Below are 12766 nucleotides of genomic sequence, written 5' to 3' on the forward strand. Positions count from 1 at the left end.
TTCGTGGTTCTCAGTCTTAAATGTAGTTGAATAAATCTCAATATGTAGGTATACATCTTCTTAAGATTTGTATCCTTTCTTTGTATTAAGTCTATGAATTGGGTGGGGTAGGAAAAGTAAAGCACAAAAAAAACCACCTCGAGAGGTGGTTTCCTTTATGTATCGTAGTAACTGAATTAGTCAATTACTCTTACGTTTACGGCGTTCATACCTTTACGGCCTTTTTCCATATCGTACTCAACGTTGTCATCTTCACGAATTTCGTCAATAAGACCTGTAGAGTGTACAAAAATGTCTTCACTTGAATCAGCTGGCTGAATGAAACCAAAACCTTTAGTTTCATTAAAGAATTTTACTTTTCCTTGCATTGTAATGTTTTTTAAAATAATAAATATTTGTTAAAAGCTTTCCTTCAGTATAATTCCAAGTAAAGATTCAGTTAAGTATTGTTCTCAAGAGAACGAATGGTAACGAATATTGATGATATTATTTCCTTGTTAATGCTTTATAACGCAACAAATGTATGGTATTAATTTTAGAATCCAAAATAAATTTCACAAGATTTTAAGATACTTATCTTTTAGATTTATTTTTTTTTGTCCTTATTCGAATAAACTTTCTGTTTTAATTTAATTAACTAAATTTTGATAGGGAATGTAAACTGAATCAGACTAATCGTATGACATTTTTCAATAGAATTTGTCCGACTACTGAAGTTGTGTGTTGAGTTTTATAGATCACACCGAAAAGTTGGGTCTTAATTTTAAAAATGCGATTTTAACATTCTAAATAGATGAATGGAAAAGAATATGAATGCAGCACTTTGGGAGATGATTCTGCAAGAAGACATCTTAAATTATTTTGAGATTACGGGCTTAGATAAAGGGAATAGTGACAAATATATTTATGACAAGACTCTGACAATCTATCTTGAGGAGAAGAGAATCATCCCATTCGAGTCCAAGACTCGTATTTATAAAGCAAGTGGTTTCATGGAGCCTCATTTGATAGAGGATTATACCATTCGTAATATGACGGTCACCTTAAGTGTTAAACGTCGTAGATGGGATGTGTTGGTTGATGAGAACAAGCTAAAGGTAACACGCGATTTAAGTATTTTAGCCTATGGTACTCGAATGTCTGATGAGTATGCTGCATTTTTATAAGAGATTAGTGGATTGTAATGCTATTACTATTCAAAGCCTTGAAGCATATTTCGGTGTCAGTGGTAAAAGGTTTCAAAGACAATGCAAAGTGATTTTAAGAATTGGGGCTAAAAGTCTCATGTTTAGGATTACTTTGTTTTTCCAGAAAATATTGCGAAATATCGAGGTTTGGATGAGATTGCTCTATCCAATGGAGAATTATATACGATTCTCACCAATAAGGCTGCTAAAGGCAAGGGTGGCTCCATTGTAGGTATTTTCTCGGTGACAAAATCTGAACGTATCATCAGCTTCATACAAAAACATTTCTCAAAATAACAGCGAGATCATGTCAAGGAAATTTATTTGGATTTGGCTGTATCCATGAATTTGATTGCTGAGAGATGCTTTAGAAAAGCGAAACCTGTAGCAGATCGATTCCACGTGCAACGATTGGGAAGTGATGCGATACAAGAGATTCGTATAAAACACCGCTGGGATGTTATTGATGAAGACAATATGACTTTTCTAAAGGCACGCAAGAACGGGCTAATTCACAAGCCAACACTTCTAGCCAATGGTGATACTAAAAAGCAGCTGCTATCACGAAGTCGGTTTGCTTTGTTTAAGCATCATTCAAAATGGACTGAAAAACAAAGATCTCGTGCTAAAATTCTATTTGATTTATATCCTGATATAGAAAAGCCTACGCTTATTCAATATCACTGTGTGAAATTTATCAATCTAAATATCAAAAACAAATTGGACTACTGAAGTTGGCACAATGGGGAAATACTGTCCAGAAAAGTGGATTTAAATCTTTTGCCACCATAGCAAGAATATTTTATACCCATTAAGGCTCCATTTCAAACGACTTCATAAACCTTCGTTCCGGCGCTTCTGCGGAATCTTCCAATGCCAAAATAAAGGAATTTAGAAGACAATTTAGAGGGTGACGGATATCACATTCTTCCTCTATAGACTTACTAAGATTTATGCTTAAAATCTGACAGACCCGGTTTTTGTACCTGATCCAGTTTTACTTATGAAGAAGAATCAAGCTGCATACGGACCTGGCCCGTAAACTTTTGGGGATTGTTGGCTTTTTATTTAAGAAAGTATAAGGCATAAAAAAACCACCTCGGAAGGTGGTTTTTTATATGTATCGTAGTAATTGAATTAGTCAATTAGTTTTACGTTTACGGCGTTCATGCCTTTACGGCCTTTTTCCATATCGTACTCAACATTGTCATCTTCACGAATTTCGTCAATAAGACCTGTAGAGTGTACAAAAATATCTTCACTTGAATCTGCTGGCTTAATAAAACCAAAACCTTTGGTGTCATTAAAGAATTTTACTGTTCCTTGCATTGTAATGTTTTTTAAAATAATAAATATTTGTGGAAAGCTTTCCTTCAGTATAATTTCAAGTAAAGATTCAGTTAAATTTTGTTCTCGAGAGAACGAATGATAACGAATAATAATGATATTATTTCCTTGTAATGCTTTACAACGCGACAAATGTATGGTATTAATTCTAGAATCCAAAATAAATCTCACTAAATTTCAGAATACTTCTCTTTTATATTTGTATTTTTCTTCTTTATTCGAATAGATTTTCTAGTTTAATTTAATTTGCTAATTCTTGATAGGCAATGTGAACTGAGTCAGGCTAATAGTGGGTGATACCCAGAAGTTGGATATTAATTTTAAAAATAGAATTTTAGCCCAGGGGGACTCGCATGTCTTATGAGTGTGCTGCTTTTTTTTAAAGAAATTAGTAGATACTAACGCCATTAACATTCAGAGTCTAGAGACTTATTATGGGATTAAAGCTCAATTGTTTCGTAGGCAGTACAAAGAATCATTAAGTTGTTTTAGGCAGTGGCGCAAGAAATCTCATGCACAAGAACACCTAGTTTATCCTAAAAATATCGGACCTCATTTAGCTTTAGATGAGACCGCTTTATCCAATGGGGAATTATATACACTTCTAACGAATAAGGATAGTAGAGGTAAGAAAGCTTGTATTGTCGGTATATTCAAAGGCACTCAAGCAAAACAAATTATATCTTTAATCAGAGACAACATCCCTGAAGAACTTCGTAGTATTGTAAAAGGATTCACATTCGATATGGCCGGAAGCATGAATTTTATCGTGAGAAAGTGTTTCCTAAAAGCAGAAGCTACAACTGATCGGCTTCATATTCAACAGTTGGCTAATGATGCTGTTCAAGAACTACGAATAAAATATCGATGGGAAATAATAAATAGTGAGAACGCAGACTATAAAAAAGGAAAAGCGAAAGGCAAGATTTATAAGCTATAAATTCTCACAAATGGCGATACATTACGACAACTGATGGCTCGAAGCAGGCATGCATTGTATAAATCCAAGAATAAATGGACTCAGTCACAAACATTGCGAGCAAAACTACTCTTTGAGAGGTATTCCTAATATCGAGATTGCATATAATTTGTCAGATGGGCTTAGAAAGATATACAATCAGTATTTAGATCTAAATATAGCAAGATTGAAGTTCGCTCGTTGGTTTGATCAAATTGAAAAAGCACGCTTGGATTCATTCAATTCTATTAAAAGAACTTTCGAAGTTCATCACAAACAAATTATAAATTACTTCATCTCAAGAAGCACCAATACTTTTGCGGAATCTTTCAATGTCAAAATAAAGGAATTCAGAAGATAATTTAGAGGGGTGTGGATATCACATTCGTCCTCTATAGATTTACTAAGATGTGTGCTTGAAATTAGACAGACCTAGGTTTTGCACCTGATCCCTTCGTGTGATATTTTTCAATAGAATTTGTCCGACTACTGAAGTTGTGTGTAGCGTTTTACCTATGAAGAGGAATCAAGCTGTGTGCGGACTTGGCCCGAAAGCTTTTGGGGATTGTTGACTTTTTATTTAAGAAAGTATAAGGCATAAAAAAACCACCTCGGAAGGTGGTTTTTTTTATGTATCGTAGTAATTGAATTAGTCAATTAGTTTTACGTTTACGGCGTTCATACCTTTACGGCCTTTTTCCATATCGTACTCAACTTTGTCATCTTCACGAATCTCGTCAATAAGACCTGTAGAATGTACAAAAATATCTTCACTTGAATCTGCTGGCTTAATGAAACCAAAACCTTTGGTATCATTAAAGAATTTTACTGTTCCTTGCATTGTAATGTTTTTTAAAATAATAAATATTTGTGGAAAGCTTTCCTTCAGTATAATTCCAAGTAAAGATTCAGTAAAATTTTGTTCTCGAGAGAACGAATGATAACGAATATTAATGATATTAACTTCTTTTAGTGCTTTACAACGCGACAAATGTATAGTAATAATTTCAGAATCCAAAATAAATCTCATTAAATTTCAGGATATTTATCTTTTAGATTTGAATCTTTTTTTTTGTCTTTATTCGAATAGACTTTTTGCTTTAATTTAATTAGCTAAATATTGGAGGGAATGTAAACTAAATCAGGCTAATCGTATGATATTTTTCAATAGCATTTGTCCGACTGCTGAAGTTGTGTGTAGCGTTTTAGCCTATGAAGAGGAGTCGAGTTGCATACGGACTTGGCCCGGAAGCTTTTGGGAGTTGTTGACTTTTTATTTAAGAAAGTATAAGGCATAAAAAAACCACCTAGAAAAGGTGGTTTCTTTATGTATCGTTGTAACTGAATTAGTCAATTACTCTTACGTTTACGGCGTTCATACCTTTACGGCCTTTTTCCATATCGTACTCAACTTTGTCATCTTCACGGATCTCGTCAATAAGACCTGTAGAATGTACAAAAATGTCTTCACTAGAATCTGCTGGCTTAATAAAACCAAAACCTTTAGTTTCATTAAAGAATTTTACTGTTCCTTGCATTGTAATGTTTTTTAAAATAATAAATATTTGTTGAAAGCTTTCCTTCAGTATAATTCCAAGTAAAGATTCAGTTAAATTTTGTTCTCGAGAGAACGAATGGTAACGAATTTTAATGATATTATCTCCTTGTTAAGGCTTTTCATCCTAACAAATGTATAGTAATAATTTCAGAATCCAAAATAAACGACATTAGTTTTAATCAAATAGTGAGTGTTTATGATAAAACTTTGGTTGATGAATTGCATTTTTCCTATCGGAATATAAATTTGTTTATTGTTATATCCCATTAATAGAGTCTTGTAGGGAGGTGGAGGCTTTTGTGGAGAAAAATTTAATCTGTCATAATAGCTAGGGTTTTTGACGGAAATATATGTTTTTAACTTATTATAATACCCTGCAAAATGTGGATTTATCACATGTTTAAACCACCTTTTAGTCAAGAAAAAGATAGGCCCCAAAGAGTTTTTCTTGATTTGGACTTGTTAGAGGTAAATATCCCTTATACCATTTTCCATTTTTCGTCTCAAAAGGATGTTCTTGACTCATCTTTTTATTAAAACTCACAAAATCGGATTTAGGGTCTGCATATATATTGAAGGTTCCTTTTGATTCTGGATGAATATAGGGGTTTAGCTTTAGAGCAACTGTTCCCATATTGTATCTCAAATTGATTTCCAGACAAGGTTGAATCTTGCTTTTACCTTCAGTATCCAGAAATAGTATACAATCGATACCCAAATATCCATAATATTCTTGTGGAACTTGATTCGCTTTTAGTGCTTCACTGACACTGCCTACAAGCTGCTCTTGTTCGGTATTACTTAATGCCTTCTCGAATATTTCAGGTGTGTAACCAAGATAGTTGGCTTGGTATTGGCCATTTTCATTGGTGTCGAAAAATGCAAAGCCTAGGAACTCCAGATTGCCTTTCCCATCAGCAAAGAATTGAACCGAGAAGTCTAGTTGTTTATTTACAAGTGCCTCAACCATGACATAGCCTTGAGATTTAAGCACACCACCAAGAGCTTGTTCAACTGATTTATTTATAAATGCCTTTCGTAAAATTTGTAAGCCTCGTCCGGATGAACTCCAGGGAGATTTAATTACGATTTGTTGCCATTTCTGTTGTAAAACTTCAACTTCAGATTGTTTGGTACAGACAACAGGGAATAGATCCTTTGAAATATATTTGTCTGAAGGGGCGTTTTTAGTGATGTGTTCAAGACAGGATAGGGCAACTTTACGACTATAAAGATCCTTGTGTTCAGTTTGCCAATAAGCATTGGGTTGATCTAAATAATCTTGATGACACTGACTTTTGAAAGGAGCTAGTTGATGGTGAATACGTGGGCTCCATCCCCAGGGTTGTAATCTTGCTTTCTTTTCTTTTAAAAAAGATCGATCGGTAAGAGCCTGAGGAAACAAGACGAATCTTGGAATGCTAACACCAACTTTTTCAAGTGATTTGAGAAATTGACTGTCGGGATGCTGATGAACCAAAACCACATCTTTGGACTCAGCATAATACATGGGTAACATATCCAGATCCTGTTCAAAGCGAGTGAGAATCCTATTGGGCATAAAACTAACGGTACCATTAGAAATAGCCATTTCACTAGTCGCGTTGAAAATGTATAGATGGGGTGCTTTGTTACTCATAAGAATGTATATTTACCGCAAAAGTAATATTTCTGATTCAAGCTGAAAGCAAAAAATGTAGAAAGGATATCCAAGTCACATACTTTCACTAATTGAATATAAGGCATCATAAAATTATAACCATAGCATATGCAATTCCCAAAATCCTTGATACATGGTAAACTCATAAAACGATACAAACGATTTTTAGCTGATGTTGAATTAGATTCAGGAGAAATTGTTGTGGCACATTGTACCAATTCAGGGAGTATGAAAACCTGCATCGAAAACGGTGCTGATGTCTATTTAACGCATGTTGATGATCCCAAAAGGAAAACAAAATACACCTGGGAAATGATTCATATTAATGGCGATTGGGTAGGGGTTAATACCGGCATTCCAAACCTGTTGGTTTATGAAGCGATACGTGATCAGAAGATTGAAGGTCTTCGTTCTTACACGGAAGTAAGGCGAGAGCTTAAGTTTGAGGATTCTCGTTTCGATGTTTTTGCCAAGAATGAGCATGAAAGCTGTTTCATTGAAGTTAAGAATGTGAGTATGAAAGTGGGCGATCATGCACGTTTCCCTGATTCTGTGACAACGCGTGGTAAGAAACACCTGGAAACCTTAATGAGAGTAAAAGCTGAAGGTATGCGTGCTGTCATGTTTTATGTGATTCAACGTTCAGATGTTTCCATTTTTGGTCCTGCTTGGGATATCGATCCTAATTATGCCGAAGCCTTGAAAAAAGCGGTTGATAGTGGGGTTGAGGTTTTTGCCTATCAGGCTAAGGTAACTCCTGAAGGCATAGACCTAGTTAAGCAATTGCCTATTGATTTGAATACGACTGCAGGTTAATCCCAATTCTCGGGACCAGAAGATCTGGATGGAAAGCTTAAAGGTTGCGCCAGCAAAAATAATCAGTTACTACATTACCATATCCTCTCATCTTCTAATTTCAAAATTAAGATTCTATCTTTGTGGAAATTTGAAAATAAAGAAAGATGAACGAGAAAGCCCTTCAGGAGATAGAAAAATATATACAGTTAAGAACTGAGATTAGTGAGTTGAGCGAAAAGCTAGGCGCAATGCATAAGAATGAAATGGCTTGTAAAAAAGGTTGTTCTTCTTGTTGTATGAATTTTCAGGTGCTGCCTGTAGAATACTTTAGCATATTGGAACAGTTGAAAGCCAATCCACCACAGCAATTTAGAGAACTTGATTCAGAACAAGAGGATTGTAATTTTCTGATTGATCAGATGTGTCAGGTGTATGAGGCTCGCCCTATTATTTGTAGAACTCATGGTTTGCCATTACTATTTATGAATCAGGAAGGTGATGCCTGGGAATTATCTGCTTGTCCCTTAAATTTCAAGAAGTTTGATGATTTTCATACTGAAAACACCTACCCACAAGATACCTATAACAGTAAGTTATTTCTTATCAATAGAGAGTTTATCAAGAATTACAAAGAAGTACAATTTGGAGAGTTTGATTTAATTCCGATTAATAGATTGGTTGCAGACTTAAAGAAATAAGATAAATTGCATTTTCAAATATTCGATTACTCACCCTACTAAATAAGATGCATCATGAAAATACAATTATCTCCCGATCTCGAATTATCTCGAATTATTCAGGGGCATTGGCGACTAGCTGATTGGAATCTTTCGAATCAGGAATTGTTGAAACTAACAGAACAATCAATTGAATTGGGTGTAACGAGTTTTGATCATGCTGATATTTATGGTAACTATTCTTGTGAATCCTTATTTGGGAATGCCTTAAGCTTGAAGCCCTCTTTGCGAGATAAGATCCAAATTATTAGCAAATGTGGGATTAAACTAGAGTCGGATAAGTTTCCTGAGAGGAAATTAAAAACGTACGATTATTCTTACGAGCATATTCTTACATCGGTTGAGAACTCATTGAAGAATTTGAAGACAGATTATCTTGATTTATTGCTATTGCATAGACCGTCACCCTTTTTTAATCCCGAAGAAGTCGCTAAAGCCTTTGCTGATCTAAAACAAAGGGGCCAAGTATTGAATTTTGGTGTCTCTAACTTCAATAGCCAACAATTTGAGATGTTAAATTCATATACGGATGAGAGATTGGTAAGCAATCAAGTAGAAATATCTCCCTATTGTTTGGAGCATTTTGAGAATGGTAATATCGATTTTTTCCTTAAGGAAAGAATTAAACCCATGGCTTGGTCACCCTTAGCTGGAGGTCGTTTGCTGAATCCTCAAACTGAAAAAGGACAGAAGATTTATAAGGTATTGCTTGAAGTTGCTGAGGAATTAGGCCTTGAGCAAATAGATCAGGTCATTTATGCCTGGTTGTTGAAACATCCAGTGAACATGTTACCCATTTTGGGAACGAGCAAAATAGAGCGAGTGAAAAGCGCTGTAGATGCTTTGTCTATTGAAATGAGTCATGAACAATGGTTTCGGATTTATGAATCTACAGGAGTAGAAATGCCTTAGGCTTGAGCTGGCTCAGCTTCAGTTTTTTTACACGAGTTAATCATTCCCCTGTGAATCGATATTTTAACTAACCCAAACATTGAATACCCCAAAAGATCCCCTATGAAATACCTAATCAAAAACAAACTAATATACTTGAGTCTATTAGGGATCATGTCTACATTATGTGCTTGTCAGCCGAAACAAGAATTAAGAGTCTTGCAATTCAATATTTGGCAGGAAGGAACCGTAATTCCTGGAGGATTCGATGCTATTGTTGAAGAAATAGTTAGAACAGATGCTCATCTGGTCGCATTCAGCGAAGTTCGTAACTACAAAAACAGCAGTTTTAATGAAAGAATAATTGCTGAACTGGAACTTCGAGGATTAAAATACTATGGAGGTAAGAGTTATGATAGTGGCTTGATTTCAAGATATCCTATTGAGAGCTATTCTGCACTTTATCCCGTTAAGGATGATCATGGTTCTATTACTAAAGCAAGAATCAATGTAAATGGAGATATCATTGCTTTTTATTCAGCTCATCTCGACTATCTCAATTGCAGTTATTATATGCCAAGAGGCTATTCAGGTAATACCTGGGAAGAATTGCCTGAGCCAACAACCGATGTAGCTGAACTTATAGCTGTAAGTAGGGCTTCGAAACGCGATGATGCTATAAAAGTATTCATTGCTGATGCGAAAGAAGAGATAGGTCAAGGGAGTAAAGTGATTATAGGTGGCGATTTTAATGAACCATCTCACCGAGATTGGATAGTAGAGAACAGCGATCTTTACGATCATAAGGGTGTGGTTATAGAATGGGAGTGTACAAAACTATTGGAAGAAGCTGGTTTTATTGATACTTATCGCGAACAATATCCAGATCCTGTGAAGAATCCAGGCTTTACCTATCCCTCATATAATCCCCAGATAGCTATTGAAAAATTAACATGGGCTCCAAAGTCTGATGAAAGAGAACGTATCGATTTCATTTTTTATAACAAAACATCTGAGCTTGAACTTAAAGAGGTTGTGATAGTAGGCCCTGATGCCTCAATTGTAAAATCTGAGGTTTTTGTAGAAGATAAGGATTTGTTTAGCAAGCCAACGAATGTGTGGCCATCAGATCATAAAGGTTTATTAGCTGTTTTTGAGTTCTAAATGCCTGTTCTCTCTAATTAGTTTATTAAATTGTATGGCTAAAATGTATTAAAATGGGAACAAGAGAGAATTTAAAGACAATTAAGGTTTCAGATCACATTTTACTAAAGCAAGTTGAATTGTCTGACGCTGAAGATATTTTTGAGACAATAGACAGTCAACGATCCTACATGGGTAAATGGTTGCCCTTTGTCGCTGTATCACTTAATATTGAAAACACGGTGTTTTTTATCACTAAAATGCTTGAGGATACCCACAAAAATTATGTCTTTGTGATTCATTACGATGGTGTATTTGCAGGCTTGATAGGCTTTAAAGGAAACGACAAACAAAATAAAAGAACCGAGATTGGTTATTGGCTTTCTGAAAGCTATCAGAAAAAAGGTATCGTTACACAATCGGTGAAGAGTTTGTGCGAGATTGCATTTGATGAATTGGGAATGAATAGAATTCAAATAAGATGTGCGGTGGGTAATTTGCCCAGCAAAAAGATACCTCAAAGCTTAGGCTTCGTTTTGGAAGGCGTTGAAAGGGATGGCGAAAAATTGACAGGTGGCGTATATACTGATCTGGAGGTGTATAGTAAGTTGAAGACTGATTAGGGTCTAATTCCCCTTCTGGAAATAGAAAAAGAGTTGAATCTGAAATTACATAGATATGATACACTTAATCGTTGGAAATACTGGATCGGGTAAAACCACCTATGCTCAGAAGTTGAAAGCGGAAACTCAGGCTGTTATTTTCTCCATAGATAAGTGGAATAAAACTTTGTTTCTTGATGATAAGACCGAGGAGGATGGCTTGGAATGGTTCCTTGAACGTATTGAGCGTGCCGAAAGTATGATTCTTGATTTGGTTCTTCAACTGGAAAGTACTGGAACGAATTCGATTCTTGATTTAGGACTTTCTAAATTCGAGCATAGAGAGAAGTTTAGATTGTTTGCCTCTACTCATGATGTTGAAATCAAACTCCATTTTCTTGATATTCCCAAAGAGACAAGATGGGAGCGCGTTTGTCAACGTAATCAGGAAAAGGGCGAAACTTTTGAGTTTGAAGTGAGTGAAGCTAATTTTGATTTTATGGAATCCTGGTTTGAGAATCCAGTAAATGAAGAACTCGAAAATGCTGAGATTCTAAAGATCTAATTAGAATTTAGACGATATCTCCTTAGAAATTTATTCCTTTAATATTTTAAGAAATAACCTTATTACAAACCTGATCCCCTGAAAATGACTCTTTCTCACATATCTAAAATAAGTTTGCTTAAGAAACTAGGTTTCATGGTAAACCAGAAAGAGGAAGTTTTCCAATTTTTGGCACATCAAGTTGATGAAATTGTTGTTTCGAAAGGTCAAAATATTTTTACAAAAGGAGACAAAGGAGGAGCTGCGTACATTATTGCTAAGGGTTGTATTCAAATTCACGATCAAGAACATATTTTTATTGAATTAGAAAAAGGAAAAAGCTTTGGTGAATATGCACTAGTTGATACTGATACCAGATCAGCATCTGCAACAGCTATAAAAGATACTGTTGTACTTCAATGTACACAGACTCATTTGAGATTGGTAGAGCAGAAATTTCAAGTGAAAATTATTGATACCATCCTGTCTGCCTTGCAAAATATGAAAAAGAGAATGCTGGTTAAAGATCTCTTGGAGGAAGAATTAACCAGGCAGAAAATTCAAATTGAAGAACAAAGGAAAGAGTTAGAGACCTTAAATGCGACTAAGGATAAGTTCTTCTCCATTATCGCTCACGATTTAAAAAATCCATTTGCATCATTAATTGGAGCTTCAGATTTCTTGGTGAACAGTCAAAATGAATTGTCCCAAGAACAAATGGCTAAATTTCTTAATATCATAAACAGTTCGGCCAAGCAAGGCTATCGGCTTTTAGAGAATTTATTAGAATGGTCGAGAATGCAGACGGGGATTATTGCTTGGCAACCTGAGCAGACAGATATGTGGGATTTGGTTAATGAGGTTGTAAATCTTCTCAGGGGGAGTGCTGAGAATAAACAAATATATCTTGAAGCAAGAGTTGATGAAGATTTAACGGCTTTTGTAGATCCAAACATGATTAACACAGTAGTGAGGAATTTAGTCTCTAATGCGATAAAGTTCACCCCTCGTGGTGGAGAAGTCATCGTAGAATCAAAGCAATTGAAAGATGCTATAGAAATCACCGTAAGGGATAATGGTATAGGTATTAAAGCAGATAATATCGCTAAGCTATTTCGAATAGACGAACAATTAGTACAAAATGGAACGGAGAATGAATCGGGAACAGGTTTAGGTCTCATTCTTTGCAAGGAATTCATCGATAAACACAAAGGAGAACTCTATGTGAAAAGTGAGCTAAACAAAGGCAGTTCGTTTATATTCACTCTCCCCATGGCTTAAATCTATATCTCTATAAATATTGAAATACCTGGCAGCTAGTTAGAATTTATATCGCTAACT

The 12766-nt window shown here is 35.2% G+C and carries 16 protein-coding genes and 1 pseudogene; 12 read left to right on the forward strand and 5 right to left on the reverse strand.

What is annotated here, in order from left to right; all coding sequences use genetic code 11:
- Positions 1–176: 176 nt before the first annotated feature.
- Positions 177–368 carry a cold-shock protein gene (locus ACXR6G_RS17395; protein WP_458362726.1) on the reverse strand — a complete coding sequence of 64 codons (192 nt, stop codon included), beginning with the start codon at positions 366–368 and terminating at the stop codon, positions 177–179.
- A gap of 429 nt (positions 369–797) precedes the next feature.
- On the opposite strand from ACXR6G_RS17395, the gene ACXR6G_RS17400 reads away from it, so the two are divergent.
- From ACXR6G_RS17400 to ACXR6G_RS17410, 3 genes and pseudogenes are all read left to right on the forward strand, one after another.
- Positions 798–1166: an ISAon1 family transposase N-terminal region protein gene (locus tag ACXR6G_RS17400; RefSeq protein WP_458362727.1), complete on the forward strand. Its 369-nt coding sequence runs from the start codon at positions 798–800 to the stop codon at positions 1164–1166.
- Between the two features lie 168 nt (positions 1167–1334).
- Positions 1335–1484 (forward strand): hypothetical protein, encoded by a 150-nt coding sequence (locus tag ACXR6G_RS17405; RefSeq protein WP_458362728.1) that lies wholly within the window; start codon positions 1335–1337, stop codon positions 1482–1484.
- 12 nt (positions 1485–1496) lie between these two features.
- Positions 1497–1919 (forward strand): annotated as a pseudogene (locus ACXR6G_RS17410) (transposase); the annotation flags it as partial.
- A 405-nt stretch (positions 1920–2324) separates the two neighbouring features.
- Here ACXR6G_RS17410 and ACXR6G_RS17415 read toward each other — a convergent pair.
- The gene (locus ACXR6G_RS17415; RefSeq protein ID WP_458362729.1) at positions 2325–2516 is read right to left on the reverse strand and encodes a cold-shock protein; all 192 of its coding nucleotides are present in this window, start codon (positions 2514–2516) and stop codon (positions 2325–2327) included.
- A gap of 382 nt (positions 2517–2898) precedes the next feature.
- On the opposite strand from ACXR6G_RS17415, the gene ACXR6G_RS17420 reads away from it, so the two are divergent.
- Together ACXR6G_RS17420 and ACXR6G_RS17425 are read left to right on the forward strand one after the other, a co-directional pair.
- A complete protein-coding gene (locus ACXR6G_RS17420; protein ID WP_458362730.1) occupies positions 2899–3474 on the forward strand; it encodes a transposase in 576 nt (191 codons plus the stop codon).
- A gap of 49 nt (positions 3475–3523) precedes the next feature.
- Positions 3524–3853, forward strand: a complete 330-nt coding sequence (locus ACXR6G_RS17425) for a transposase (RefSeq protein WP_458362731.1) — start codon at positions 3524–3526, stop codon at positions 3851–3853.
- A 288-nt stretch (positions 3854–4141) separates the two neighbouring features.
- On the opposite strand, the gene ACXR6G_RS17430 is transcribed toward ACXR6G_RS17425, so the two are convergent.
- The 3 genes from ACXR6G_RS17430 to ACXR6G_RS17440 form a co-directional block, all read right to left on the reverse strand.
- On the reverse strand, positions 4142–4522 hold the full coding sequence (locus ACXR6G_RS17430) for a cold-shock protein (RefSeq protein WP_458362732.1): 381 nt from the start codon (positions 4520–4522) through the stop codon (positions 4142–4144).
- A 316-nt stretch (positions 4523–4838) separates the two neighbouring features.
- The gene (locus tag ACXR6G_RS17435; protein WP_129253834.1) at positions 4839–5030 is read right to left on the reverse strand and encodes a cold-shock protein; all 192 of its coding nucleotides are present in this window, start codon (positions 5028–5030) and stop codon (positions 4839–4841) included.
- Between the two features lie 432 nt (positions 5031–5462).
- Entirely contained in the window at positions 5463–6689 is a 1227-nt protein-coding gene (locus tag ACXR6G_RS17440) for a hypothetical protein (RefSeq protein ID WP_458362733.1), read from the reverse strand.
- A gap of 129 nt (positions 6690–6818) precedes the next feature.
- Here ACXR6G_RS17440 and sfsA point away from each other — a divergent pair, with 129 nt between their 5' ends.
- The 7 genes from sfsA (at position 6819) to ACXR6G_RS17475 (ending at position 12706) form a co-directional block, all read left to right on the forward strand.
- Positions 6819–7526 (forward strand): DNA/RNA nuclease SfsA, encoded by a 708-nt coding sequence (sfsA, locus tag ACXR6G_RS17445; RefSeq protein WP_458362734.1) that lies wholly within the window; start codon positions 6819–6821, stop codon positions 7524–7526.
- A gap of 146 nt (positions 7527–7672) precedes the next feature.
- Positions 7673–8206, forward strand: a complete 534-nt coding sequence (locus ACXR6G_RS17450) for a YkgJ family cysteine cluster protein (RefSeq protein WP_458362735.1) — start codon at positions 7673–7675, stop codon at positions 8204–8206.
- Between the two features lie 54 nt (positions 8207–8260).
- Positions 8261–9157, forward strand: coding sequence for an aldo/keto reductase (locus tag ACXR6G_RS17455; RefSeq protein WP_458362736.1), 897 nt, complete (start codon positions 8261–8263; stop codon positions 9155–9157).
- 102 nt (positions 9158–9259) lie between these two features.
- On the forward strand, positions 9260–10300 hold the full coding sequence (locus tag ACXR6G_RS17460; protein ID WP_458362737.1) for an endonuclease/exonuclease/phosphatase family protein: 1041 nt from the start codon (positions 9260–9262) through the stop codon (positions 10298–10300).
- 53 nt (positions 10301–10353) lie between these two features.
- Positions 10354–10902, forward strand: coding sequence for a GNAT family N-acetyltransferase (locus ACXR6G_RS17465; RefSeq protein ID WP_458362738.1), 549 nt, complete (start codon positions 10354–10356; stop codon positions 10900–10902).
- A gap of 55 nt (positions 10903–10957) precedes the next feature.
- Positions 10958–11446 (forward strand): AAA family ATPase, encoded by a 489-nt coding sequence (locus ACXR6G_RS17470; RefSeq protein ID WP_458362739.1) that lies wholly within the window; start codon positions 10958–10960, stop codon positions 11444–11446.
- An 84-nt stretch (positions 11447–11530) separates the two neighbouring features.
- Complete coding sequence (locus ACXR6G_RS17475; protein ID WP_458362740.1) at positions 11531–12706, forward strand: ATP-binding protein; 1176 nt, start codon at positions 11531–11533, stop codon at positions 12704–12706.
- Positions 12707–12766 lie beyond the last annotated feature (60 nt).

This window comes from Ancylomarina sp. YFZ004 (genome assembly GCF_054254355.1).